Below are 25,973 nucleotides of genomic sequence, written 5' to 3' on the forward strand. Positions count from 1 at the left end.
TACCAGGTGTGAGCAATGCCCACACGCTGTTATTGTTTCAATGTCAATAAATTTATTTCACTGTCACCTTAAAGGTCTTAGACACGCCGTTGCTGGTCACGGTAATTTTTGCCGTTCCTTTTGCGATACCCTTTACTACACCCTTGGAGGTTACGGTTGCAACATTTTCATTGCTTGACTTATATGTAATTGTTTCCTTTGGTGAAGCGGTCGCTTTGATGGAAACAGTCTTTCCTACTTTTACCGCTGCACTTGACGCCTTCAGAGTCAATGTCTGTTTCTTTACTGTCACCTTATAGGTTTTAGACACACCGTTGCATTTTACGGTAATCGTTGCCGTTCCTGCCTTGATGCCCTTTACCACGCCGTCTGACGTTACGGTTGCAACTTTTTTGTTGCTTGTTTTATATGTGATAGTTCCGTTTGGTGAAGCAGTTGCCTTAATTTCAATTGTTTTTCCTGCTGTCACGGTTCCGCTTGATTTTTTCAAGGTAAGTGTCTGCTTTTTCACAGTTACTTTGTAAGTCTTTGAAACACCGTTTGCTGTTACTGTAATTTTAGCAGTTCCCGTCTTGATACCTTTTACTACACCAGCCGATGTCACTGTCGCAACCTTTTTATTGCTCGTCGCATAAGTAATTTTTCCTGTCGGATCAGCTGTTGCTTCAATGGTAATTTTACTTCCGACTACTACAGTTCCACTTGCACTTTTCAGTGTAAGGGATGGAGCCTTTACCGTTACAAGGCAAGTCGCTTTTACTCCGTTTGCCGTCGCTGTAATTGTTGCTGTTCCTGTTGCTTTTGCAGTTACCAATCCTGTACTTGATACCGTTGCGATTGAAGTATTGCTTGAGCTCCAAGTTACTGTCTGACTATCTCCGCTTACTGTTGCTGAAAGCTGTGTGGTTGCAGCTCCTATACTTGTATATAAAGTGGCTGCTGTTTGGTTTAAGCTGATGCTTGATGTTTTTAATGCATTGATAGCATTTGTTAATGCTGTAATTTGTGCGCTTACCTGTGCTTCTGTCGCCTCTCCATTGTTATAAACAGCTAATGCTGCTGTAATTGCTGCTGTCAGGCCTGAATAACTGGAATCTGTGTATGTTCCTTTTGCAATTGCCTTCGCTTTTGTTATTATGCTGTTCAGTGAAGTTTTATCTGCCTGTTTTACAAGTCCGCTAATCAATGTATTAAGAGTAGATGCTTGGCTGTCTAAGCTAGTCTGTAATACAAATTCACTATTGTAGATTTCTTCCGCTGCACTGATTGCACCGGATAGGTTAGACAAACTGCTAGCTGTGTAAACTCCCTGTGTCGCAACAAGCTCTTTTGCTTGCGTTATAACTGCCTCAAGATTAGTGCGGTTAACATTTGCTGTTTCAACACTGTCATAGTTAATTTTTAAATAAGCAGCATTATTATGACCGATATCTGTCTTTGTATAAACATATACCCCGGCTGAGCCTTTCATGGCATCCGGTATTTGGAAGCTGAACTTTTCTGGCACCTGTGTTGCTTCAAAGTCTCGATAAGAGTCTATCGTTGCATATGTTAATCCCTCGGTATCAGATGTGGACGTACTTGGAAATACCCCCAATTCAGTAAGATTACCCTCAAGTGCACCAAACTGCAAGCTCTTCCATTTAGTCTGAATTGTAGCTGTTCCATCCTCAGCTACCGTTAATAACCCAACTTTTTCTAAAGCCAGACTAGCCATTGACTGAGCAGTTAAGTTGCTTGCATTCATCAAATCAACGGATACAAAATACTTCCCAGGCATAAGCTTTACAGCATCCGGTCCAAAATTTAAGTTGATTGCACTCAAGCTGTCATAGTTGATTTTAAGTCTCGCTTCATTTGTCATAATTCCCATTACGGTTCCTGTATTAACACTAAATTGAAGCCCTGTATATTCTGTATTTTTAGGCAAAACAAAGGACCATTGTGTCGGACGTCCTGTTGTTTCATCTGTTTTTGTTACGGTTGCATCGGTATAGCCGCTGGCAGCCATATACTTTATATTGCTTACATATGCTGTCCCTACCTTAAGATTCATATATACCGTTACATTTTCCTGCGCATCAACATCCATATATGTGCCTAATAAGTAGCTGTTTGCACTGGATGCTGCATTGTTAGTCGCGTGCCAGAACTTAGCATCGGCTGAATAGTATCCTTCTGATACATGATAAGCCTGAATTAAGCTGTCATATTCAATTTTAAGTCTGACATTATGTGTCATTCTTCCGTAGCTCGTTCCAGTATCATACCCTACCTGAATAGTTGTATACTCAGAAGTTTGTGGCAGAACGAAGGACCACTGTGTCGGATTTCCATCTGCATCTGTTTTTGTTATGGTTGCATCTGTGTAACCACCCTCTGTTGGATAATTTACATCGTCTACCCATATTTTTCCTAATGGAATAAAATTAAGATATACTGTAGCAACTCCATTTGCATCAACATCTAAATATGCTCCTGTCAACGCTTTGTCCGCACTAGACACTGCCGCATTTGTTGCATGCCAGAACTCAGCATCAACGGCATAATATCCTTCTGCTACAACAATTTCAAGTGCCGCAATTGCATCTGATAATGCTGTCACCTGTGCATCTATTTCTTCCTGCGTAGCATCTTCATTTGCATATACTACTGCAGCAGCTGCGATTGCATCTTGTAACTGGCTGAAACTATCATCTGAATATGTATAATAATTATAATCTTTTACAATTGCCTGAGCATTTGTAATGGATTCATTTAAACTATCTTTGTCAATACTCGTTTCAGAATCATCGGTGCTATCGTCTTCTGTACTGCCATCTTCTGTACTGCCGTCTTCTGTACTGCCGTCTTCTACACCGCCGTCTTCTGTGTCATCTTCTGTTGTGCCTTCTTTTACGGCATTTGCATAGTCAACAGAGAGGAATACAGGATTGTTCATTCCGCTCAAGTCAGTCTCTGTCCATGCATAAAAACCATTTTGGTCTTTCATTTGTTCCGGAATTGTAACCGTTATTTTCTCCGGCACTTCACTTCCGTTGTATTCTCGATATGTATCTACCGTTCCGTATACCATATTGTCGTTGTCGTTGTAATCAGTAGATGGATATACCCCCAGCGCTGTAAGATTTGCTTGTAAACCCAAATAGCTGAGCGTCTTCCACTTTGTCTGCAAGGTTGCTGTTCCGTCTGCTAAAATAGTGAGAATTCCCGTTTCTTCTATACAGCCCGCCGCCATTGATGCCTTGCTTGGATTTGCCGCCTGCATAAGTGTAACAGGAACAGTATATGTTCCCTCCTCAAACTGCAGCCCCTCGCTTCCATATGTTGCCGTTGCATCGTTAGATACAGATGGTTGTTCTAAGGTAACCGCTTCCGTACTTTCCTCCTCAACATTCACGCTGCTCGCAAATGCTATCTGAGAAGGTGCACTTGTCGCCGCTATAGCCGCAGCCAGGGCGCAGGTTGCCACCCTCTTTATCATAATGCCTGATAATTTCTTTTTCATTTATTGTTCTCCTTTCCTCCGAACCCTCTTCTACTTTTTGTTAGTTTTGACTAACCTTATGTTTTAAAAAAACGACAGACCTAGGACTCTGTCATATTTATCATTTGTCCGCATTGATTGCGAAAAACATGTTCATTTTATCAAATATATTTTTCTTGTCAACTCGCGTTGTTGCACAGATGCGACGATTTTTTTGTCTTTTTTTTCACATATCTTCTTTAGTCATCGGAAATTCAAACTTTATAAAATTTTTATACTTTTTCTGTTTTTCTTATCGAAATTATTTATCAATTATCATTTAGCAGTAAATCATCAAAACCGCCTTGCTTTCCGGCATATTTAAAGCTCCAACCGAGGCTGACATAATCAATTCGGCTTTTCCTTGCAAAATATTGTCTTCCTTTACATACAAAAAATGAAACGCTTCAAGTGGGATATAAGCACAATTATCCTCAATTTTCACCTCGTATATTGCTCCATTTTTCTCGTATTTCATTCCTGCCAGCCTTCCGCGCAGAAACTTGCTGGCAAATCTTGATTGACGCTCTATCATACGCAGCTTCAGGCACAGGTAGTTTCCTTCTGTGGAAATCACCAGCATTCCCGGATGGCGAAAGCCCTCGTTTGCCATCGAAACCTGCCCATGCTTGTTTTTATCCGTCTTAAGAAAAAGAAAGGATGCCGTGTAATTTCCCACCCTCAGGTATTCATTTGCCATATCTCCCGAAAAAGATTTCTTTTTTTCCTTTTGAAGCTTCTTCTTTTTTCCGTCATAAAAGCTATCCATGCTCTTTGCAATAATTTCTGTCGCCTCACTGTCACAATTGCATAGAATGGACAGGGCGTTTTCTCTTGCATTTTCATAGGACATTCCCTTATTTACCAGCGTATGAAGAATACTTTCCTTTTTCTCTATATACAGCTCTATGTAGGTTAAGCCGCTTTGTGTAAATCGGAAGTTTTCGTCTAAAAGTCCTTCCTTCACATAATCCGCTAACGCTCTGCACACCGTGGAGCGGTTGACTCCAAATTCCTTTGCAACCTTTGTTGCAGAAGGACGCCCTTCTTCTATTTCTGCGAGAGCAATCATATATTTCAGCCCATCTGCATTTATTTTTTTCCCGGTTTCCATAACCGTTTTACACCTCCAAACCGCAATTTTACCAGTCTTTTGATACTTATCTGCAAATATATCATAAAGTCGTGACTTTCACATGAGAAAATTTCTCATTTGTATTTCCTGTCATACCAAAAGCCTTATTCATGCATGAACCGATGCTAAAGTGGCATACATTATAGAGATAATGACATATCAGGTGAATCTATGGGATACTATATCATGATAGAAAGCGGTATCAATTATTATGTGGAGGACTTAAACCCAAACGGTGATAAAACAATTCTCTTCTTGCACGGATGGCCGGCAAATCATAAGCTTTTTGAGTATCAGTTTGACTATCTGCCACAGCTTGGCTACCGCTGCATTGGTATTGATATACGCGGTTTTGGCAACTCGGACAAACCGTTTGACGGGTATGACTACAATACACTTTCCGATGATGTGAGAAGTATCGTCGATATACTCGCATTAAACAACTTTACACTGCTTGGACATTCCACGGGCGGTGCCATTGCTTGCCGCTATATGAACAGACACAATGGATTTGGCGTCTCTAAGCTTGTTCTTTGTGCTGCGGCTGCTCCAAGCCTTATCAAGCGTGCCGATTTTCCCTATGGCTTAGAACGTGAGACCGTAGATACGATTATTGAAAATACCTATCAAGACCGCCCTCAAATGCTCGTTAATTTTGGCAATATGTTTTTCTTCCAGCACAATACAAGCGCCTTTATGGACTGGTTTTTCCAGCTGGGACTCCAGGCGGCGGGTTGGGCGACTGCGGCAATCGCAAATACATGGCTGAAAGAGGTTTTGTTTGAGGACTTAGAAGCAATCAAGGTTCCGACTTTAATTATCCATGGCATCCATGACGAGATTGTACCGTTTACCTTGGGTGAAGTACAAAGTGAGATAATTGAAAATTCTATTTTGATGCCGTTTGAGTTCAGCGGACATGGCACCTTTTATGACCAGAAGGATTTGTTTAATGAGGTTTTAGTGAACTTTATTGAGAGCCGGACAGAGTAGTGTTATTTTATATTGATAAGAAAGTTCTCCAAACTTCCTATGATATTAAGAAAAAGTGCCAACAGAGCAAATAACTCTGTGAGCACTTTTTGCATTTATTCTAAAAAAGATTCTGCACCACCGTAAACCCTTCAAATGTGGTGTCGATTATTTTACCAATCCGGTTGCAGTCACCAATCATTGCCGTATACGGCACAATTCCAAAAAATGACTCTGCAAGCTCTTGCTTCGGACGAAGTCCGGTACATACAATGAGATTATCAAACGAAATGGCTTTTTTCGTACCATCCTTCATTTTGACAATGCATTGGGAATTTTCAATGCCCTCACATTTTGTTTCAAGTAAAATATCAAGTGTCTTTGCCTGTTTTATCTTTTGATTCAGTGCAATTTTATACAGCTCGTTTCCCTGCGCTGCCACCTCGTGATTCATCTCTATGATGGTCACCTTTTTGTGATGGATAAGCGCAAGCTCCAAACCGATTTCACTTCCGATTGTTCCGCCTCCGAGAATAACAATGTTTTCACCAAGTTCATCCTCTTTTTCAATTGCCTGCGTGCCTGTCATAGGTTTCGCTTCATGGATGCCGGGAATATTTGGTATAACCTCATCTGCTCCAACCGCTATGATTAGAGAATCCGGCTGAAATTGTATGATATTTTCCGGAGTCGCCTCAAAATTCAGTCTGATATCGACATTCGACTTGGCAATCTGTGCCTCATAGTGGTGCATAAGACGGACAATCTCCTCCTTAAAATGCTCCATCGCCACATATTTGAGCTGGCCGCCAAGCTCACTGCTTTTCTCCAGAAGAGTAACCTTATGACCTGCCTTGGAGGCTGTCACGGCTGCGTTGATTCCCGCAGGACCGCCACCGATTACCACTATATTTTTACGTACTTTGGCAGGGCGTACTTCCTTTTCCACAAATTCCTCGTTGTTGTACCGCGGATTTACGGAGCAGCCTACATTTTTGTGGTTCGTCGCAATATGATAGCATTGCAGACACCGTATACATGGGTGAATATCCTCCGGGTGACCCGAAAGTGCTTTCTTCGGCCAGTCCGGATCTGCGATAAAGCTTCTTCCAAATGCCACCATATCCACAATACCCTTTCGGATTAAATCATCTGCTTCCTCCGGTGATAAAACAGCTCCGACAACACTCACAGGGATATTTACCCTTTTCTTTACTTCCTTCGCCCACTTTACATTGGGCATCAGCTCTTCAAAATTGGTCGTCGCCATATGGACATTGGCTTCCCTGTTCATATCAAGCCCCGCAGAAATCTGGACAAAATCAATGTATTTTTCTGCCATCTGTATAAACTGAACAACATCCTCAAACTCAATGGAGCCTTCCACCCACTCATAGGCGCTGATTCTCATATCAATCGGGAATTTAGGTCCGACCGCATTTCTCACCGTCTCCAATATCCTAAGAGGAAATTTGGTGCGGTTTTCAAGACTGCCGCCGTAGGAATCTGTCCGCTTGTTAAAATAGGGCGATAGAAACTGAGCCGGAAGCCAGCCGTGTCCAAAGTGCATGAAAATACTATCAAAACCAAGCTCCTTTGCCTCCTTCGCCGTACTGTAATAACAGTCTAAAGTCTCCTGCATCATAGCCTCGTCCATTTCCTTCACTTCCATGCCGTCCTCCCGTATGTAAGCGGAAGGTCCTTTTGCATATTCGTAACAGCGAGCTTCCCTGCCTGCGTGGAAAATTTCGATCGAGGCTTTTGCCCCTGCCTGCTGTATTTTCAATATTTTTCTTCTTGTATCTTCGTATTCATATTTGCCAAAAACGCTTCTCTCATCAGCGCTTTTAAAGCTCGAGCGGTACGGCTCTACAATGGTATGCCCGGCAATCACGATGCCTGCACCACCTAAAGCCTTTTCCTCGAAGGTATCTCCTACGGGGGCGGCTACAATTCTGTTTTTTACCATCATCGAATTGATTTTGATTGGAGAAAACAAACTGTCAAACATTTCTTACCTACCTTTCTACTTTGGTTAAACAACTACATTTTTCTTGATTCTGCTCTTTTTGTAAAAATCACAGTCAAGATAAAGGCAACCGCTATTGTAACTGCCACTGCCACAAAATAAGGAACTGCTGTCGGACTGGATGCAAACGCCGGCAAGCCAAACAATCCGGTAAAAGCAAAGTTTGTAATATAGCAGTTGAAAATTCCGCAGATCAGTCCTCCGATACCTGCCGCAATCGACAATGCCACAAAATACATCTTATTTTTAATCAAAATTCCGTATATGGACGGCTCTGTGACGCCGGAAAGGAAGTTGACAAAAGCTGCGGACGACGCCATTGTCTTTGTCTGCTTATCCTTTGTCATTACAAGAACTGCAAGGGTAACTCCCAAAACAGCATAGTTTCCCAATCCTCCGGCACTTAAGGAGTACTCATAGCCCTGCTCTGCCAAAATGGATAGCTGTATCGGCAAAACAACCCAATGTGCGCCGATTGCGATAACATAGATAAAAAATGCTCCAAAAATGATGCTCATCGGTATAATTCCAACGGACAAAAGTGCAGAGTAAGCGGCGGCTATACCCTTTGCAATTCCAAATCCAATCGGTCCGAAAATCATAACCATAGCAGGTACCATAATCACAAGACATAAAAACGGAACTAAAATTAGCTGAATTGTTTTAGGCAGTATCTTCTTCAAACCTTTTTCCAGATAAGAATATGCCCACATACCCAGGATAATCGGAATAACTGTACTTGAAAAATCCTGCGCCGTGAAATTTAATCCCAGTATATGGAGTGTTTCACCTGTGATATTTACCGCCGTTAAATTCGGCTCCAAAAGTGCCGCTCCGATTGCAACTCCGATAAACGGGTTTGCCTTAAATTGCTTTGCAGCCGTGTAGGAGAGCAAAATCGGGAAAAAGTAAATAAGGGAATTGCCCGCCGCACTCAATATATGATAAATATCTGCTTCCGTACTCAGCCAGCCGGCTTGTGAACAAAGTGCCAAAATACCTTTTATAATACCGGCAGATGCCAGCACCGGAATATAAGGTGTAAAAATAGCGGAAAGTGTAGACAGAATTTTGTCAATAACAGGCTTTTTCTCCGCTGCTTCCTCCTGCTCTTCCTTTTGGTCTTCCAAATCTTGTTTTCCCAGCTCACCATATGTCTGTATCAAATCTTCGTACACATCGCCAACGTGTGTTCCTATAATAACCTGAAATGTGCCGTTTGCTTCCAACACTCCAACCGTTTCACTTAATGCTTGTACCTGCTCTTTGTTTACAATCTGAGTATCCTTCAATTGAAATCTTAATCTCGTCGCACAATGTGTGACAGCCAAAATGTTTTCTGACCCTCCCAGAGCTTTCGTCAGCTCTTTTACATAGCCGGTATACTTCATCTCTATCTTCTCCTCTTTTTCCTTCTTGTGGTTCACAGTTATTTTGTTAAAATTTTCTCTCGAGAGTACTTTCGCTTTTATTATACCTAGAAAAATTGAAGAGAAAAGACTTTTGGCTGATTCGTTAAAAAAGTTTCGCATTTTCTATCTTTACGATAAAAAAACACGAAACTTTATTTCACAAAAACATATTTATCTCATCATACGGAGGTTTGCACTCTTTATTTTCTCGCTATTTTCGTCATAATTTTGTGCAAACACAAACGAGTAAATACAATCCAGCAAAAAATGAATTGCATTGTGGGAAGTGAAGGTCTCCAACTTTTTATTCAGTTCTTTTTCCTCATGATTCATAATTGGGAGACAAAGGTTTGCGTTTCTGGCAACAATACTTTCAGGATCAGACGTAATCGCAAGCGTAAAGCACTTCGTCTTTTTCAAAATATTTGAGATATTGACAATAAAAGGCGTTGAGCCGGAATGGGAAATGAGAATGCAAAAGGTATTCTTGTCCGCATTTGCCGCCAATGCCTGCTGATTCGTTGTCCCCTCCTCCAGATGCACACGCTTGCCAATTCGAAGCAGCTTTGTCTTGAATTCCAGCGCCGCAATCAGAGACGAGCCCGTTCCAAAAACATATATCTCCTCCGCCGCATTTAATTTATTTATAATTTCATTCATATGGGAATAGTCGAAATTCTTTGCCGTCTCCGTTATCGTTTTAATATTGATGTTGGCAAGGTTTGACACAATCTCCTCAAATTTTGCCCCTTTTACAAAAGGAATGTTTGTATTTACATTCTCTTTATACAAAACTGTTTCCTCAAATTCGGCGTAAAATTTAATGCGGAACTCCTGATAGCCCTTTACTCCGACCTTTTTACAGAGGCGGATAATAGTCGCCGGGGAGGAATAGGTTTCCTTGGCAAGTGTCTGAATGGAAATATCCTTGATTTTTGAGCCGTTTTTCAATATATAGTTTGCAATTGACTTGTCTATTTCAGAAAAATTCTCTGCTTTTTTTAATTTTTCTATAATCATATGATGACCTGCTTTTTCTTTTTATTATAACTTATTTTAAAATTTTTACAATAATCCTTGCTTATCCCCCAAGGGAATATGTTATTCTTATATCATGATACCAGGGTCAAAAGGTCATGCATTTCATGCTTAAGTAATCCGTGGTATCTGGTATCATTGAATCAAAAGGAGGAGGAGTCTATGAAAATTAACGAGGTATCAAAGCTTACACAGCTTTCACAAAAAACAATCCGCTATTACGAGGAGCGGGGACTGATTTCACCGGATATGAAGGTAATTCGGGGCAGGAATTTCAGGAATTATTCCGATGCAACCGTAAACCGGCTCATGTCCATTGCCACGCTTCGACGGCTCTTTTTTACGATTGAGGACATCAAGATTCTTTTGGAAAAGCCGGAACAGATAAATTCTTTGCTTCGCGACTATGAAAGCAGACTTTCGGAAGAAATTACAGAAAAAAATAATATTTTAAACACCTTAGCTGATTTAAAAAACCAGACTTCCATCACGAATATTGATTCCCTTTCGGCTGCCCTATCCCACATTTCTGCGGATTACGAGCTGCCTGCTGCTGATATCAATCCTGACTTTTCGCATATGGACCCGGAGGAACCTGAATATGACAACAAGAAAGAGCATCGCATTCACACCCGCTTTTCCTTTCTTGCCAAAAAAGCAAATGCGGCAGAGATGTTTATTCTGGAGCTTTTATGGAAAAATGAGGCGATGAGCTTTAATACGATCGTCCACAAATGCATGGAGCATGGTGTTTTCTCGGACAGCGACCTCGCTCACAAGGCACTGAAACGAATGTGCCGCAGAAAATTGGTTTCCTATGGCAACGGTGTCTATACCCCCCGCGTCAACGCAACCGATATTGAGTTTCGAAATTTTGACTTTATGGTGCAAACCGCCTATAACGGCTCACCAAGCAAAATGATTTATACCCCGCCATCCACACCGACGGGTTTTGGGGACGGAAAGTGATATAATAAGGACAGATTAGCAATTCTTTTACGAAGAAGGAGCCATTTCACCATGTACAACGACATTTATTATGAAAATAAAACAATTGAAAACCTCAAAATCGAAGCAGAAACCTTTGAGGATTGCGAATTTATTGACTGCGAGTTTATAAATTGCACATTTGAAGATTGTGCCTTGAAGCGCTGCACGTTTAAGGACTGCAAATTTACAAAATGCACGATTATAAGTCTTAGGTCAAAGAACTCGCATGCAAAATACTGTGAGTTTACACAGTGCAATTTAATCGGAGTTCACTGGAGTGAGCTGCTGTCAGAAGGAAAAATCGCCGAACCCATTCAAAAGCTGTCAGAATGCTTTTTAAAGTACAATTCATTTGTCAAAATGAGCCTGATGCAGTTTGATTTTACAGGAAATCATATACAGGATTCCTCTTTTGAGGAGTGTAATCTGAGAAAGAGTAATTTTAAGAATTGTAAGCTGGAAGCAACCCAATTTACAAACTGCGATATCCGGCAGGCGAATTTTCGCGAGGCTGCCGGATATCAGATTGATATTATGAGCTGTAAACTAAAAGAAGCTAAGTTTTCATTTCCTGAGGTGATAAATTTGTTGGGAGTTTTAGGAATAAAGATTGATTAGGTGTGACCTCCTAAAAGATTACTCCAACATCCCAATCGCACTAATGCCCCGTATCTTAAGGGAAACTGCAATTACCGTTAAAAATCCCAGCAGGCTGATTCCAATCGGTGTAACTATAACAAATGAAACATCCACATAAAAACTCGTCTTCAATATTCCGTTTCCCGCCAAAGATAATGCTATCATCGGGTTTGTCGTATAATATCCTACAATCGCTCCAATGAGTGAACTGAATACGATAACCGGAATCTGACTTATGAGGATATGCCCGATTAACTGATTGGAGGTAAAGCCCAGTGCCTTTGATATTCCCATTCTCATTCGCTCTTTCGCAACTCTTGCACGCACTACAAGAAACATGATAAAAACAATGATAACCGCCGCAACTGCCAGGCAGCCAATGGAAACCACACGCATTACAATACTGAAGGTCCGCATCATCTGAGTCCAGGTTTCTTCATTATTTTTAGCCTGCACATCTTTGTTTTCGTATATACCGTTTAGCTTTGTGATAAATTTCGCGGTATCTACGCCCTCCTTTAAATAAACCATCGCGGTCGTACTCTCAAACTCCGGTACAAGCCGTTTCATTCCGGCTGTGGTAATCTCTGCTCCCTTGCCGAGATAGCTAATGTGCTGGGTGATGCCAACGATCAGGTATTCTTTGGAAATGCCGTTATACTCTACCGAAACGGTATCTCCGATTTCGGCTCCAAGCTCTCCAAGTACAAGCTTTGTCACAGAAATTTCATTGTCGTGCTCCGGCATTCTCCCTTTTATAAGTGTTTTTACCCGCAATGTACCATAATCTTCGGTAACCTGAAAATGAGGATTGGTTTCCTTGCCCTTATATTTTATGGCAGTCTGAAAGCTATCCATGCCCGACACTCTCGCGACTTCCTCCATTTTGCCGATTTCCTCATAAACAGCTTTACTGTCCCCCACTGCGATGATTTCCACCTCTGCATTCTCCAGACCGACAAGATTCCTCATCACGGTGTCGTCAATGACAAAATTATAATACAAGGTGAGCGATAATACGCATACCACGCTCAACAGCATAATAATGACCGAAGCAACAACATTCTCTCTTTTATTATATAAAAACTCCTTCATACTGATTGCCACATTTACATTAAGTCTTGTTTTGTCAAGCGGTATCCTGTTTTTCTTAAAATTATGCGTCTCAATTCCGCTTCTAAGGGCAATAAGCGGAGTAATTTTCTTAATTTTTCTCCCTCCCATATAGGCAATGCCAAGTACCAGACATATGATAATGACAAAGCTTAGCAAAGCGGAGAGCAAATCAGGATGCGAAATCCATTTTAAACCGATGGATGACGAAACAATTTTGGTAATAAAAGGGCTGATTCCCATGGAAATCAAAAACCCTAACACAAATCCCAGTGTTGCCGTAATCCCATATTCCAGTATGTTAGCTCTTACTAACTGCTTTGCCGTATAGCCTGCAGCCTCCATCATTCCAATATTTTTCATATTGTCCTCAATGTGGTTTGTCATCGAGAATCTTATTACTATCATGGAAATAAAAAGGATGATACCGGAAAAGGCTAGCAGCACTGACATAATAATTATGGCAAAAACAGATACCCCGATTTTAATTGACTGGTAATTGGTCGTCAGGTAAATTTTGCTTGTGTCTGCTATTTTCTCATTTATCTTTGCAAGCATTTGTGTCTCATATTGCTCGGCATCCTCAATATTTTTTAGGATGGCACAATTCACGCTGCATTTTATCGCACTTTTCTCCTCCGACACGGCATGAAACTGCCCGTCATAGACGTAAAACTTATACATCATAAGGTTGGTCGCACTTGCAAATATCACATCCTCATAAAAACCGCCAATCCGAAACTCAGTCTCTTTGTCATCCACATAAAGCTTAAAGGTATCTCCTGTCTTATAGCCACTTACTGCCTTTAGTACATAAGGCACAATAATTGTATTTTCATACCTCTCATCTGCTTCATCAATGACCTTAAGCTTTGAGATTTCCCTGCTGGTATCGTAATTTAAAAACAGAGACGGCATGCCAAGCTCTTCCTCTCCTATGGTTGTATTCTGAAACTTGGAGGCACTGAATATCACCCCATCTTCCCTCTCCATATAGGAAAAGCCTTCAATTTCTTTAAAAATATTTTCAATGTCACCATCGAGCGCCCTATCCGCGATAACAATTGTGTGGGTGCCATTCAGCTCACGGTTTTTCTCATCGACAAAGCCTCCCATTTGTGACATAACCTGAATTCCGCTGTATAAAAGTATCGTGGCGATGGCAACAAGAAGAAGTAAGGTAATAGCAGACGCCTTTCCGCGCTTTATATTGTTTTTGGCTATCAAAAAATATTTCAACATCACCACCCCATTTCCTCTAAAAATGACCGAAGTCTTCTGTGCCTTTCCGCATCATCCTTCTGATAAATACCAAGCTGCAGTTCGTCGATGATAATTCCATCCTTTAAATACAAAATACGATTTGCGCGCCTCGCCGTTTTGATATCATGCGTCACCATAATAACACTTTGCCCCTCGTTGTTGATATCCGTCATGATGTCAAGCACATGTGTTGAGTTCGTTGAATTAAGTGCTCCTGTCGGCTCATCGGCAAATACAATTTCAGGTGAGTTAATCAGTGCTCTCACAATTGCAACCCGCTGTGCCTCCCCGCCTGAAAGCTGAGACGGATATTTGCGGTAACACTCCTCACCGATGTCTACCTTGGCAAGCAGCTCCTTTGCCCGCTTTGCAATCGCCTTTTTATCTTTCCCGACCAAAAGCCCGCATATCATAATATTATCAAGCACGCTCATCGTCTCGTTTAAATAGACCTGCTGAAAAACAAAGCCGCAATGCTTTCTTCGAAATACCGCAAGTTTATCATTCGTATAGCCGGATATCTCCTCCCCCTTAAAACAAATACTTCCAAGCGTCGGCTTATCCATACCCGAAAGCGCATACAAAAGCGTGGATTTTCCCGAACCGGAGCTTCCCATAATAACCGTGAAATCCCCCTTTACAATCTCAATACTCAGATTCTTTAACACATGTTGCAAAACGGAACCGTTTGAAAAAGTTTTACACAGCATATCTGCCTTTAAAATAATGTTATCCACAATAATCCTCCTCATAAATAGTTTTTTCTTCGAAAATCGCAAAGCAATTTCCTATGATACAAAAGACCATGAAAGCAGCCTATCACTTTTCATGGTCTCATTATAGCGCACTATTTCTTAATAAGTCTTTTATCATCCCTTATCAATTCCTTATCTGTTTCTTAACTAGACTATCCTAACCCCGATTTCCACCACAAATCCGCCCTCGTTGTAGCAGTTGAGAGAGCCTCTCATGCCCTCCATAAACAGCTTGGCAAGGTACATGCCAAGCCCGGAGCCGGAAGTGTTTTTCACCTTTTCACCCGAGCCGCGGTAATATTTCTGAGTGATAAGAGGAAGCTCTTCCTCTGCTGCACCTTCTCCCAAATCCTTTATCTTAATCTTAAGAAGCTTTTCTTGCTTATCAATTAAAAATTCCACCCAAATATCCGTATCCGCATACTTATAGGAATTGCTCACGACGTTGTCAATAACCTGGCTTAATCGCAGCTCATCGCAGTAAACAAGGCACTTCGGCAGCTCATTTTGGAAATGAATTTTACCGTAATGGTTTATTTCCTCAAGCATTTTTCCTATCATTGTACTGCCTGTCTCCTGCGGCATAATCTTTAGCATTTCCAGCTCCTCCAAGGTTGCGTGGAACATATCACTGATTAATTTATCAATAATATCCGCCTTGCGGTAGATGATTTTTATTTTTTCACGATTAAACTCTGAAAGCGCACCTTGCTCTTCTGTCCGAATCAAATCTGTCTGCGTCCGATTTCCTTGTTCCTGTGTCTTAGCCTCAATCAGCTCACAGATGGCCTTAATTGTTGAGACAGGTGTTTTAATATCGTGGGAAAGCTGTGCCACCAGCTCTTTTTTGCTTTTATTGGCTTCGTATTCTGCCTGTCTTGCCCGCTTTAGCTCCTCACGCATCAAATCAAAGCTCTCTGTAAAGGCTCCAAAGTAATTGTTTTTCTGCATATCAAGGGGGAGGTCCAAATTTCCTTCTGCCACACTACGGGCAAAATATTGCATTTTTCGAAACGGTCTTATCATCTGCATATAAAGATAGAGCACAAAAGCAACCACAGCCGCCCACACCGCTCCTATAAAAAGAAACAGTATCTTTGCCAGCCGAGCCCTTTCCTGCTCTTTCATATATCCGTAATCCGTAAACGCAATCTTTCCTATTGTCTCTCCTTGAACATCTAAGTCGAGAGTAATCCAGCCTTTTTCCACCGCCTCATTTACTTTTTGGCTGTAATTCTCATCTTCCTTAAAAAAAAGTTCATAGGATAAATCTTTGACTTCCCCGCTTTTTGTCAAGTCTGCTTCGTCACTTTCAGCAAGCTTTTCCACAGTTTTCACCGCGTCGTTAATTTTTACAATATCAACAGTACTCTGTTTCATCTCAAAGAGGAAATAATAGGAAGCAACTAGAAATACTCCGAATACCAAGGTAACACAAAATAGAAGTTTTTTAGTCTTCATAGATGTACCCCGTTCCCCAAACCGTCTTGATATGCTTTGGCTGATTGGGATTTTCCTCTATCTTTTCCCTGATTTTTCGAATATGTACATTCAATGTGCCGTCGCTGAAAAAGGTATCTCCCCACACCCTTTCAAACAACTCATCCTTGGTAATTACTTTATTTTTATTTTGATAAAGGTAGTGAAACAGCTTAAATTCCTTTGTCTTAAGCTGTGCATCCTGCCCCTTCACAAATACCTTCATGGCTTTTGCATCAACTAATAGCTCTTTATCCGCTATGCTCTGCACCCTGCTGCTTTGTATGTCCTCGTACCGCTTTAGTATGACTTTCACCTTAGCAAGAAGGATGCTCAGGGAATAAGGCTTTTTTACATAATCGTCTCCACCGATATTAAGGGCAATGAGCACATCATCATCGCTCTGCCTTGCACTGATGAATAAAATTGGAATATCTGTTTTCTCCCGAAGAACCTTACAAAGCGTAAAACCACTTTCATCTCCCAGATTAATGTCGAGAAGAATCAGTCCGATTTCATGGTTCTCCAATATTTCCAGACATTGCGCACTGTCAAATGCAGCAATTGTACTCACCCCGAACATTTCAAAATATTCGCTGGTTGCCGCCGCAAGCTCCTTTTCATCATCTACAATCAAGCAATCGTATGTCATATGCCTATCCCCCTAATCACTGTTGTTGTTTGCCCTTTGGCTTTCACAGCAATTATATCGTGCTTTTCCTCATTATACTACACGAAGGGTATCTTTTTCCATATTTTTATATTTTCCAATCGGAACAATCAAAGGTGAAAGAGAAACCGGATCCTCAATAACTGTGCAGTTTAAGCCGAATATTTCCTGAATCAGCTCAGGTGAAATAATCTCCTTCGGTGTGCCTTCCACCACCAGCTTTCCGCTTCGTATCGCAAACAGATAATCTGCGTAACGCGCAGAAAGATTGATATCGTGCAGTACCATTACAATCGTAGTACCTTTTTTCCTGTTCAGCTCGGTCAGAAGATCCAAAATTTCAACCTGATAGGCAATGTCCAAAAATGTGGTCGGCTCATCAAGAAGAAGGATATCCGTCTGCTGTGCGAGTGCCAGAGCAATCCAGACACGCTGTCTTTGTCCGCCGGACAGTTCATCAGCATTTCGGTTTGCAAGCTCTGTGATTCCCATAATCTCCATCGCTTCCTCGACTGCCTCAAAATCACTTTTATTCATGCTCTTTAAGAGCGTCCGGTAAGGAAAACGCCCTCTGCAAATAAGGTCAAACACCGTGATTCCCTCCGGCACAACAGGTGACTGCGGAAGAAGCCCCAGCGTCTGCGCCAATGTTTTGGAAGGATAGGAGGTAATACTTTTTCCGTCCAGCACGATATTGCCCTCCTCCGGTTTAATGAGCCTTGAAAAGGTCTTTAAAAGCGTGGATTTGCCACAGCCGTTTGCGCCTATAATAACGCTTATTTTATTACTTGGTATCGAAACCTCTATTCCGTCAATAATTACCTTCTTGTCATATCCGGCAACAATTTTTTCTGCTGAAAGCATATGTTTTTCCATTACACACTTTCTCCTTTCCTATTCATACTCACCAGTAAAAACAGCATATAGGGAGCACCTAAAATACCCGTGATAACGCCGACCGGATACCTTGTTCCCAAGGCATACTGTCCGACCAGATCTGCCGCCAGCACAAGAATAGCTCCGACCAATCCGGCAGGTATCGTATTCACTCTGCCCTTTCCGATGAGCTTTGATGCAATCGGTCCTGATAAAAAGGCAACGGAGGCAATTGGTCCCGTCACCGACGTTGCAAATGCAACTAAGAAAACCGCTGCAAATATAAGCATCAGATAAGTCAGCTTTATTTTTACACCCAAGGTAATCGCTGAGGCATCACCAAGCTGTAGCACCTGCAAATGTCTGCTTAACACTGTGATAAACAATCCGACTGTCACAACAACGATAAACAGGCTTGGTACGCTCTTCATCTGAACACCGTTCAGACTTCCGTTTAGCCAGCGAAGCGCCGTCGCCACGTCGTATTCCGCGCTCTTTAGCAGAATAAACGAAGTTGCCGCATGCATCATCGCCTGTATACCGATACCGATTAAGATAAGTCTGCCCTTGGAAAAGCCTTTTCCTTGTGAGAGAAGAAAAATAAGTGCTGCTACCAAAAGGCCTGATATAAGAGCCACAAGGGACACCGCATTTCCGCTCATATGAAGCATTAAAATACAAAAGACAGCGGCAACACTTGAACCCGAGGTAACTCCGATAATGTCGGGGCTTGCCAGATCATTTCGAAGAAGGGTCTGAAAAGTATTGCCTGCCATCCCAAACGCAAGTCCAGCCAATGCTCCGATAAGTAAGCGCGGCAGTCTAAGTGTCTGAATTGTAAACGCCGCATTTCCGGTTTCAATTCCTTTTAAAACATCGACAACCGTAGAAAAAGAGTATATGGTATTGCCATACAAAAGCATCACGAGAGACAATAGGATAACAAGCACGGCAAACGTAAGCGTCATGGCAATATAACGCCTTTTTCTCTTCGTATATCCTGCCTGAATAAAATTATTATTTTCTGATATCATAAAAATTTTACCTTTGCCTTTCTTGCAATAAAAATAAAGAATGGTGCTCCGAGGAATGCTGTCACAATACCTACCTCCAGCTCTCCCGGGCTTCCTATCACTCGTCCGATTACGTCAGAGACAGTCAAAAGACAGGCCCCTCCGATTGCGGACAGCGGAATAATATATTTTAAGTCCGGTCCGAAAATAAACCGGATCAAGTGAGGAACCATAAGCCCCACAAAGCCGATTGGTCCGGCAAGTGCCGTGGTTGCTCCGCATAGTACGACTCCTGCAAGCGCACCTAATCCCCGCACTAATTTTGTGTTAATGCCAAGTCCTGCCGCCATCTCATCTCCGAGTGCCAGACAGTTCAAGGACGGTATGAGGCAGACTGCCAGAATAAAGCCGACAATCAGATACGGTGCCATAATCGAGATATCTCCCCAGCCCGTTCCTCCTATGCTGCCAACCTGCCAAAAGCGAAATTCGTCCATAACACTTGTTTTTGGCAGCATAACGGTGCTTACCAATGAGGATAATGCCATGCTCGTCGCAGCTCCCGCTAAGGCAAGCTTAATCGGTGTCGGTCCGCCGCTTCCCATTGAGGCGATGCCGTATACAAAAATAGCCGCAAGGCTTCCTCCAACAAGTGCAAGCCAGATATACTGCTGCGGTAAATTAATATGAAAAAAGGCAATCCCGCATACAACAAACAGCGATGCCCCTGTGTTTACTCCTAAAATACTTGGGTCTGCAATTGGGTTTCTCGTAATTGACTGCATAAGGGCACCCGAAACTCCGAGTGCCCCTCCTGCTACCATACCAAAAACCGTTCTGGGAATTCTTGCCTGTACTACGCTCACGGTAAAAGCTTCCTCCGCCGTTCCCCCTAAAACCGCCATTACTTCATGAAACGGAATATTCCGGGAACCAAATGCCAGTGAAAGTATTCCGCATAGGACAAGTCCTGCAAGCCCTGCCAGAATTGTGATTATTTTGATATTTGTTCTCATTTTACTTTTTCTGCCGCCTCACTTAACAAGGATAAATATTCGTCAATTGTTGCCGGAATGGATAAGATAGACGGTGTACAGGAAGCTGAGATTTCTGCTGTGTCCTCTATCATAACTACTGAGCCGTTTGCGATTGCTGGTAATGTTCCGACTAAGGAATCTGCCTGCAAAGTCTCAAGCACAGATGCATCACCATAAGTAACAATGATATCAATACCGGTTAACTGATCAATGTTTTCAGCGCTTACTGTAACTGTAAAGCTTGTTTCGCCCTCTGCAAGTGCTGTCACACTCTCTGGAAATGCAAGTCCAAGATCTGTCAGGTAAGCCGCTCTTGGATCTACCGGAAGATAAACATAAAAGGTTCCCAAATCAGAAGGACTGAAATACATGAAAGCTGCTGTCTTTCCTTCTAAAACGCTGTGCTCACTTACTTTTGTGCTGATTAACTCGTCTGTCTGTGCAATTAATTCTTTTGCTTCAGCTTCTTTTCCCATGCCCTTGGCATCCATTAAAACCTGATCTCTCCAATAGGTCTGCCATGCATATTCCGGATATGCAACAACCGGAGCAATCTGGCTTAACAAGTCATATTCTTCCTGTGTAATTCCTGAATATGCCGCCAAAATAACGTCTGGATTTGAATCGCTGATTGCTTCGTAGTTTAAACCGTCTGTATCATCAAATACTACAATATCTTCATTTGCAACTCCAAGCTCCTCGTATGCCGCTGCTGTCCAAGGAAGTAAGCCTGTTTCATTTACTGCACCATAGTTTGCTTTGGATATTCCTACCGGAACAACACCAAGTGCCAACGGTACATCCTGATTTCCCCATGAGATTGTTGCTACACGCTGTGGCTCACTCTCAATTACAGTCTCTCCGAATGCATGTGTAATTGTAATCGGATAGGTAACCTCTGCTGCTTCCGCTGTTGTATCAGCAGCTTCATTTCCCTCTTTGTCTGCTGTCTCTTCTGTTGTAGCTGCCGCCTCTGTCGCTGTGCTCTCTGTTTCGCCAGCCGCTCCTGTGTCGGTTGAAGTCTGGCTGCTGCAGCCTGCCATCAAGCTCGCTGCCACTAACAGTGTCAATATGCTTGAACTGATTCTTTTTAATTTCATAATATTTCCTCCTGATATATGTATATAACTCTTGTTAGCATTGTCTAACTCATAGGTATTATAAATGCTGCCACACTTCCTGTCAACTAAAATTATTAAAATATATTAAAATATTTTTAATTATCCAGCTTACAGGGTAAAACTGTCATGCAGCAGCAAATCGCAAGAATACTGATAATGCATCTGTTTTGCTTCTTTTCCTTCCGCCAGTTGAAGTGCCATGTCAAAGGCTTTGATTGTAATCTCATCAATCGGGCGTGCTATCATCGAAAGCGATGGAATATAATTGATAATGTGCTCCGCGTCCTTCGATGACCCAAAGCATAAAAGCTCTGCATCCCGCGGTATCAAAAAATGATTGCGGGCAAGAAGTGGAATAGCTCCAAATGCCAGTGAGGTGCTCATACAGACTATCATTTCCGGTTTTTGCTCCATTTTCAAAATACTTCGTGCCGCAATCGCGCCTCCGATCATCGTATTTTCCGTTACGATAAAGTCTTCCTTTAAAAGCTTCACCTTGTTTTCTTCACAAGTCTTTATAAATAGATTCAAATATTCATCACCGTACTCTAATCCATCGTTCCCTGAAAGAATACGGATTCTTTTATATCCCTTAGCCGCAATCATCCGAACTGCCTGCGTAATGGCTTCATCTGCCCTGCAACGCACACCGGAGTGTTTCGCACTCAAATGATCATACAAAACAAACGGGAGGCTCATATTCTGTTTTTCCAAGTCAGCCAAATCCTTCTCACTCTCAATACTGACAACCGCAGAATCATAGGCAGATATCTGAACCCTATTTATTTTCTCCAGAAGATGCCCTGCCTCGTATGGACACAGCAGCACATCATAGGTGCGGTTTGTCCGCTTCATATGCTTGTTGATACCGGCATAAACAACACTCATGTCTATCCAGGTAGAATGGGCAGGAATAAAAAAAGCAATGGTTGGCTCCCATTCTTTTTCTTCACTGATATTACCGACGGAGGAATTTATCTTATATTCAAGCTGTTTTGCCGCCCGAAGTACCTTTTGGGCAGTGCTGTCAGCCACCTTATGTTCCTTTGCCATCCCGTTCAACACAAAGCTTACAGTGGATACCGATACCCCTGCAAGCTTCGCCACGTCTTTCATAACTGCCATGTTCTTCCTCCTTTGTTTTTTATAAAGCAAATTAAATATAACTGGTTTTGTATTATTTTTCAACTACTATCTTAAACTTATTAAAAAATAAACCAATTGGAAAAAATTAGCTGGATTATGCTATACTATACTTTATAATTTGGAGGAACAGATAAGCAAAACAAATCATTCAGGAGGAACAAATAATGAAGAGGACACTGATTGTAGTAGATATGCAAAATGACTTTATTGACGGCTCCTTGGGCACTAAGGAAGCACAGGCGATTGTTGGAAATGTAAAAAAGAAAATCGCTGAATATGAAGCTCGCCAAGATGAAATTATTTTTACAAGGGATACACACAAAAAAAATTATCTCGAGACAAGCGAGGGAAAAAAATTGCCGGTCGAGCATTGTATCGAGGGAACCGACGGTTGGAAAATTGCGGACGGCTTGGAAGTGCCAGGCTGTAACTATATTGACAAGCCAAACTTTGGCTGGATTGGCTGGAGCGATATGGAGCTTTCAGACGTCGAACTGATCGGGCTTTGCACCGATATCTGTGTTGTCTCAAACGCATTGATTTTAAAAGCAGCCTTCCCGGATATTGAAGTCACAGTGGACGCAAGCTGTTGTGCCGGTGTGACACCTGACACCCACAAGGCGGCACTGGAAACAATGAAAATGTGTCAGGTCAACGTGATTGGGGAAGCGCTATGATTAAGTTAGAAAATAAGATAATTAATATCAATAAATTCCCGGACGGAACCTTACTTTTGAAAGAGGACGTTCCGGTCAATTTTGAAGGACATCGCACAGCCTCTATCGAATGGCTGTTTGAGAGCAACGAGGAGCTGGTGGCACTCATTTATTTAGCAAAGCACTTGCGCGCCCACGGCATTTCTGCGTTACATTTGAAAATGCCTTATATCCCGAATGCACGTCAGGACCGCGTAAAAAATACCGAAGACGTATTTACGTTAAAATATTTTGCAGAGATACTCAATGACTTAAATTTCCGCTCTGTGACCGTGCTTGATCCACATTCAAGCGTGAGTGAAGCATTGCTTCATAACCTTGTCGTAAAATCTCCTAAAAATTTGGTTGATAAGGTTATCTCTTCCATCGGCAGTGAGAATTTAACGATGTTTTACCCGGATGAAGGCGCCTGCAAGCGCTATTCTTTCATGTTTTCTCTCCCTTATGCATTCGGCATAAAAAAGCGCGACTGGGAAAGCGGCAAAATAGATGGTTTGGACGTATCGGGGATGACCGACCTGATAAGCGGAAAAAATATTCTGATTGTGGATGATATCTCAAGCTATGGCGGCACCTTCTATCACAGTGCAAAAAAATTAAAGGAACTTGGCGCGGACAAAATCTATCTGTATTTCTCCCATTGTGAGAATTCCATTCTTGACGGTGAGGCATTGAAAAGCGGATTGCTTGAAAAAGTATTTACGACAAACAGTATTTTCACAAAAGAAGATGAAAGAATCGAGGTAATGAACTATGAAGCGTAACACAATTAACCCGATGCTGCTCTGCGACTTTTACAAAACTGTCCACAGTGACATGATTAATTCCAAAATGACAAAATCAATGTCCTATTACACACCAAGAATGAGCCGGGTTGACAGGTGGGATAAGGTTGTCATGTTCGGCTTACAGATGTTTTGCAGAACATGGCTCATTGATTATTTCAACGAAAACTTTTTTGAGCTGCCGGAGGACGAGGTTATCTCAGAATATGAGCGGGTACTGGATGCTTCCCTTGGAAAAGGGATATACAGCTCGGATAAAATTAGAAGCCTGCATCAGCTAGGCTATCTGCCGATTGAGGTAGTCGCACTGCCGGAGGGCACAATGGTCCCAATGCAGATACCGATGTTTGGCATCACGAACACAAAAGACGGCTTTGCCTGGCTTCCGCAGGCTTTGGAAAGCCTGATTTCAGCAGAGATGTGGTATCCGCAGATTACGGCAACCGTTGGAAAAACCTACCGTGACATTGTTAATAAGTATTTTGAACTGACCTGTGACGACACGCTTCCAAGAGCAAAAGCCCTAGGCGCCTTTGATTTTCGAGGTGATATGTGCGTGGATGCCGCTCTCAAAGCAGGAGCCGGCTGGTGCCTCTCCTTTTTAAACACAGCGACCGTCCCGGTTATCCCATATCTGGAAAATATCTTTCACTGCGATTGCACCACAGAACCTGTTGCGTTTGGAAGTGTCTCCACGGAGCATTTTGTCATGTGCAGCAATTACGCAGTCGACGGTGATGAAATTACGTTTTTGCGAAAAATGCTAAATGAGCTTTACCCACACACAAGTTTTTCCTGCGTGCTGGACAGCTATGATTACTGGAATGTGATTGACAATATTCTGCCTCAGCTTCACGAGGACATTTTAAGGCATGACGGCTGTATGCTGATGCGCGGCGATTCCGGTGATTGCGTCGAGGTGGTGACAAAGACGGTATTTAAGCTTTGGAAGCAGTTTGGCGGAACGGTCAACGCGAAAGGCTATAAGGTACTGGACCCTCATGTAAAAGCCATCTACGGCGACAGCATTACCGTACAGCGATGTGAGGAGATTTATAAAATCCTGATGGAAAACGGCTTTGCCTGCAGCAATGTAGCTCTCGGTGTCGGCTCCTTTTCTATGCATTGCATCGAGGAGGACAATATGCTAAAGCCGTTTACGCGCGATACATTCAGCTCCTGCATTAAGGCTTGCTATGCAGAGGTTGACGGTGTATCTTACCCGGTTTTCAAAAATCCGAAGGACGGCGGCTTTAAAAAGAGCCAGAAGGGCTTGTGTTTTGTCTACACCGACGAGGACGGTGAGCTGGCATACACAGACGGCTATCTCTCAGAAAATATACCGGATAAAAATTTATTGCAGACCGTTTTTAAGGACGGAACGTTTGTAAAAGAATATACACTCAGTGAGATAAGAGAGCGATTAAATGGAGGTGAATTCTGATGTTTGATGCGAAAAAAGTAAAAGATGACGTTGTCCTGTGGATTCGAGAGTGGTTTGAGAAAAACGGGAGTAACTGCAATGCCGTTATCGGTATATCTGGAGGAAAAGACAGCTCCGTAGCCGCAGCGCTATGCGTAGAGGCACTCGGTAAAGACAGGGTGATTGGCATACTGATGCCAAACGGCGAGCAAAAGGATATCAGCATGGCAAAAATGCTGGTGGAGCATCTTGGTATCACCTCCTATGAAATAAACATTCAAGCTTCGGTTCAGGGAATCTTATCAGAGCTTACTAAACAGGGCATCATGGCTACCGACCAGACAAATACAAATTTGCCCGCCCGCATTCGCATGTCCACCCTCTACGCAGTCAGCCAGAGCATGAACGGACGTGTCGCAAACACCTGCAATCTGTCTGAAGACTGGGTCGGCTATTCTACTCGCTATGGCGATGCCGCGGGAGATTTCAGTCCGCTGTCTCATCTTACTGTCTCAGAGGTGAAGGCTATCGGCTATGAGCTTTCCCTACCGCTAGAATTGATTGAAAAGATACCGATTGATGGATTAACGGATAAGACCGATGAGGACAATTTAGGCTTTACCTATGCCGTGCTGGATCGGTATATCCGCACCGGAGAAATTGAAGACGAGAGTGTGAAAGCTAAAATAGATATCATGCATAAAAGGAATCAATTCAAGCTGGAGCTTATGCCTTGTTTTGTTTTGAAATAAAGAAAAATATAGGCCGTGTTTGGTATTTTTATACCGCACACAGCCTATATTTTTTATCTTTATTCGACGCTTCTTCCATTTCA

At 42.3% G+C, this 25,973-nt stretch carries 21 protein-coding genes; 7 read left to right on the top strand and 14 right to left on the bottom strand.

The genetic code is table 11. The features are described from left to right. Positions 1-52: 52 nt before the first annotated feature. Both CTY48_RS17215 and CTY48_RS17220 read right to left on the bottom strand, forming a co-directional pair. Positions 53-3,508, bottom strand: a complete 3,456-nt coding sequence (locus tag CTY48_RS17215; RefSeq protein ID WP_099469680.1) for an Ig-like domain-containing protein — start codon at positions 3,506-3,508, stop codon at positions 53-55. A gap of 298 nt (positions 3,509-3,806) precedes the next feature. Further along, positions 3,807-4,640, bottom strand: coding sequence for a helix-turn-helix domain-containing protein (locus CTY48_RS17220; protein ID WP_099469681.1), 834 nt, complete (start codon positions 4,638-4,640; stop codon positions 3,807-3,809). 192 nt (positions 4,641-4,832) lie between these two features. On the opposite strand from CTY48_RS17220, the gene CTY48_RS17225 reads away from it, so the two are divergent. Continuing rightward, entirely contained in the window at positions 4,833-5,654 is an 822-nt protein-coding gene (locus tag CTY48_RS17225) for an alpha/beta fold hydrolase (RefSeq protein ID WP_099469682.1), read from the top strand. A gap of 100 nt (positions 5,655-5,754) precedes the next feature. Here the strand turns inward: CTY48_RS17225 and CTY48_RS17230 are convergent, their stop codons facing one another. From CTY48_RS17230 to CTY48_RS17240, 3 genes are all read right to left on the bottom strand, one after another. Beyond that, positions 5,755-7,644 carry an oxidoreductase gene (locus tag CTY48_RS17230; protein WP_099469683.1) on the bottom strand — a complete coding sequence of 630 codons (1,890 nt, stop codon included), beginning with the start codon at positions 7,642-7,644 and terminating at the stop codon, positions 5,755-5,757. Between the two features lie 32 nt (positions 7,645-7,676). Continuing rightward, complete coding sequence (locus CTY48_RS17235; RefSeq protein ID WP_099469684.1) at positions 7,677-9,053, bottom strand: PTS transporter subunit EIIC; 1,377 nt, start codon at positions 9,051-9,053, stop codon at positions 7,677-7,679. 192 nt (positions 9,054-9,245) lie between these two features. Then, positions 9,246-10,094, bottom strand: coding sequence for a MurR/RpiR family transcriptional regulator (locus tag CTY48_RS17240; RefSeq protein WP_099469685.1), 849 nt, complete (start codon positions 10,092-10,094; stop codon positions 9,246-9,248). 180 nt (positions 10,095-10,274) lie between these two features. Between CTY48_RS17240 and CTY48_RS17245 the strand changes: the two genes are divergently transcribed. Then, positions 10,275-11,081: a MerR family transcriptional regulator gene (locus CTY48_RS17245; protein WP_180272769.1), complete on the top strand. Its 807-nt coding sequence runs from the start codon at positions 10,275-10,277 to the stop codon at positions 11,079-11,081. Between the two features lie 51 nt (positions 11,082-11,132). Then, entirely contained in the window at positions 11,133-11,720 is a 588-nt protein-coding gene (locus tag CTY48_RS17250) for a pentapeptide repeat-containing protein (RefSeq protein ID WP_099469687.1), read from the top strand. Positions 11,721-11,738: 18 nt separating this feature from the next. On the opposite strand, the gene CTY48_RS17255 is transcribed toward CTY48_RS17250, so the two are convergent. The 9 genes from CTY48_RS17255 to CTY48_RS17295 form a co-directional block, all read right to left on the bottom strand. Next, positions 11,739-14,096, bottom strand: a complete 2,358-nt coding sequence (locus CTY48_RS17255; protein WP_099469688.1) for an ABC transporter permease — start codon at positions 14,094-14,096, stop codon at positions 11,739-11,741. After that, positions 14,096-14,854: an ABC transporter ATP-binding protein gene (locus tag CTY48_RS17260; protein ID WP_099469689.1), complete on the bottom strand. Its 759-nt coding sequence runs from the start codon at positions 14,852-14,854 to the stop codon at positions 14,096-14,098. Before CTY48_RS17260 ends, CTY48_RS17255 begins: the two co-directional genes overlap by 1 nt. Positions 14,855-15,019: 165 nt before the next feature. Next, complete coding sequence (locus CTY48_RS17265; protein WP_099469690.1) at positions 15,020-16,333, bottom strand: HAMP domain-containing sensor histidine kinase; 1,314 nt, start codon at positions 16,331-16,333, stop codon at positions 15,020-15,022. Next, entirely contained in the window at positions 16,323-17,003 is a 681-nt protein-coding gene (locus CTY48_RS17270; RefSeq protein WP_099469691.1) for a response regulator transcription factor, read from the bottom strand. The genes CTY48_RS17265 and CTY48_RS17270 overlap by 11 nt, the downstream gene beginning before the upstream one ends. 72 nt (positions 17,004-17,075) lie before the next feature. Beyond that, the gene (locus CTY48_RS17275) at positions 17,076-17,897 is read right to left on the bottom strand and encodes an ABC transporter ATP-binding protein (protein WP_099469692.1); all 822 of its coding nucleotides are present in this window, start codon (positions 17,895-17,897) and stop codon (positions 17,076-17,078) included. Then, entirely contained in the window at positions 17,897-18,931 is a 1,035-nt protein-coding gene (locus tag CTY48_RS17280) for a FecCD family ABC transporter permease (protein WP_099469693.1), read from the bottom strand. Before CTY48_RS17280 ends, CTY48_RS17275 begins: the two co-directional genes overlap by 1 nt. Further along, complete coding sequence (locus CTY48_RS17285) at positions 18,928-19,926, bottom strand: FecCD family ABC transporter permease (protein WP_099469694.1); 999 nt, start codon at positions 19,924-19,926, stop codon at positions 18,928-18,930. Before CTY48_RS17285 ends, CTY48_RS17280 begins: the two co-directional genes overlap by 4 nt. After that, on the bottom strand, positions 19,923-21,047 hold the full coding sequence (locus tag CTY48_RS17290) for an iron-siderophore ABC transporter substrate-binding protein (RefSeq protein ID WP_099469695.1): 1,125 nt from the start codon (positions 21,045-21,047) through the stop codon (positions 19,923-19,925). The genes CTY48_RS17285 and CTY48_RS17290 overlap by 4 nt, the downstream gene beginning before the upstream one ends. A gap of 129 nt (positions 21,048-21,176) precedes the next feature. Continuing rightward, the gene (locus CTY48_RS17295; protein WP_099469696.1) at positions 21,177-22,193 is read right to left on the bottom strand and encodes a LacI family DNA-binding transcriptional regulator; all 1,017 of its coding nucleotides are present in this window, start codon (positions 22,191-22,193) and stop codon (positions 21,177-21,179) included. A 185-nt stretch (positions 22,194-22,378) separates the two neighbouring features. On the opposite strand from CTY48_RS17295, the gene CTY48_RS17300 reads away from it, so the two are divergent. Genes CTY48_RS17300 through nadE form a run of 4 tightly spaced genes read left to right on the top strand, consistent with a single transcriptional unit; the run spans position 22,379 to position 25,890 of the window. Continuing rightward, positions 22,379-22,891, top strand: coding sequence for a cysteine hydrolase family protein (locus CTY48_RS17300; protein ID WP_099469697.1), 513 nt, complete (start codon positions 22,379-22,381; stop codon positions 22,889-22,891). Next, positions 22,888-23,694, top strand: a complete 807-nt coding sequence (locus tag CTY48_RS17305) for a ribose-phosphate diphosphokinase (protein ID WP_099469698.1) — start codon at positions 22,888-22,890, stop codon at positions 23,692-23,694. Before CTY48_RS17300 ends, CTY48_RS17305 begins: the two co-directional genes overlap by 4 nt. Beyond that, positions 23,684-25,159, top strand: coding sequence for a nicotinamide phosphoribosyltransferase domain-containing protein (locus tag CTY48_RS17310; RefSeq protein WP_099469699.1), 1,476 nt, complete (start codon positions 23,684-23,686; stop codon positions 25,157-25,159). The genes CTY48_RS17305 and CTY48_RS17310 overlap by 11 nt, the downstream gene beginning before the upstream one ends. Further along, the gene (gene nadE / locus CTY48_RS17315; protein WP_099469700.1) at positions 25,159-25,890 is read left to right on the top strand and encodes an NAD(+) synthase; all 732 of its coding nucleotides are present in this window, start codon (positions 25,159-25,161) and stop codon (positions 25,888-25,890) included. The genes CTY48_RS17310 and nadE overlap by 1 nt, the downstream gene beginning before the upstream one ends. Positions 25,891-25,973: the final 83 nt, after the last annotated feature.

Origin of the sequence: Konateibacter massiliensis (genome assembly GCF_900184995.1) — a bacterium.
Classification (GTDB): domain Bacteria; phylum Bacillota; class Clostridia; order Lachnospirales; family Lachnospiraceae; genus Lachnotalea; species Lachnotalea massiliensis.